We start from the raw sequence: 1030 nt of genomic DNA, 5'->3' as shown, positions 1-1030 counted from the left end.
GGCAGTTGCGGGTGCGGATCACCCCGCGGGGTGACGACACGATCGCTGTCGCGGCCGCGGACTCCGCGGGGGCGCCGGTGGTGGTCCAGGGGGTGTCGGCGTGTTGGTCGAGGATGTCGCCGATGGGCATGGTGAGGACGGGGTGGGCGCTGATTTCGATGAAGGTGCGGTGTCCGGTGCGGGCGAGGTTTTCGATGGTGGTGGCGAAGCGGACCTGGTGGCGGAGGTTCTGGTACCAGTGGTCGGCGGTCATGGTGGTGCCGTCGATGAGTTCGCCGGTGAGGGTGGAGTGGAGGGGGATGTCGGCGGTGCGGGGGGTGATGCCGTCGAGGAGGGTGGCGAGTTCGTTYTCGATGGCGGTGACGTGGGTGGTGTGGGAGGCGTAGTCGACGGGGATTTTGCGGGCGCGGATGCCGTTGTCGTTGAGGTGGGTGTGGAGGGTGTCGAGGGCGGTGGGGTCGCCGGCGACGACGGTGGAGTTGGGTCCGTTGACGGCGGCGATCTCGATGCCGGGGTGGTCGGTGAGGTGGTTTTCGACGGTGGTGAGGGGGAGGGGGAGGGACATCATGCCGCCGTGGCCGGCGAGGTGGGTGGCGATGGCCTGGGAGCGGAGGGTGACGATGCGGGCGGCGTCGTCGAGGGTGAGGGTGCCGGCGATGTGGGCGGCGGCGATTTCGCCCTGGGAGTGGCCGGTGACGGCGTGGGGGGTGATGCCGTGGTGCTGCCAGAGGCGGGCGAGGGCGACCATGACGGCGAAGGAGGCGGGCTGGACGACGTCGACGCGGTCGAAGCCGGGTGCGCCTTCGGTGCCGCGCAGGACGTCGACCAGGTCCCAGTCGACATACGCCCTCAGCGCGACGGCGCATTCGCCGATGTGGTGGTGGAAGACGGGGCTGGTGTCGAGGAGGCGGGCGCCCATGCCGGTCCACTGGTGGCCCTGGCCGGGGAAGACGAAGACGGTCCTGCCGTCCACGTCCGCGGTCCCGGTGATCACGTGCGCGGCCGGCTCACCCGACGCCAGCGCCTCCAG

1 protein-coding gene is annotated in these 1030 nt (G+C 70.8%); it reads right to left on the bottom strand.

Annotated features, from left to right (window positions below; genetic code table 11):
* Positions 1-1030, bottom strand: a 1030-nt coding sequence (locus tag EAO77_RS36605) for an acyltransferase domain-containing protein (protein WP_147992593.1), incomplete at both ends; no start/stop codon positions are given.

It is taken from the genome of Streptomyces sp. T39 (genome assembly GCF_008042045.1).
Classification (GTDB): Bacteria; Actinomycetota; Actinomycetes; order Streptomycetales; family Streptomycetaceae; genus Streptomyces.
The sequence above is the reverse complement of the archived record's forward strand: the minus strand, read 5'-3'. Positions and strand labels throughout refer to the sequence as shown.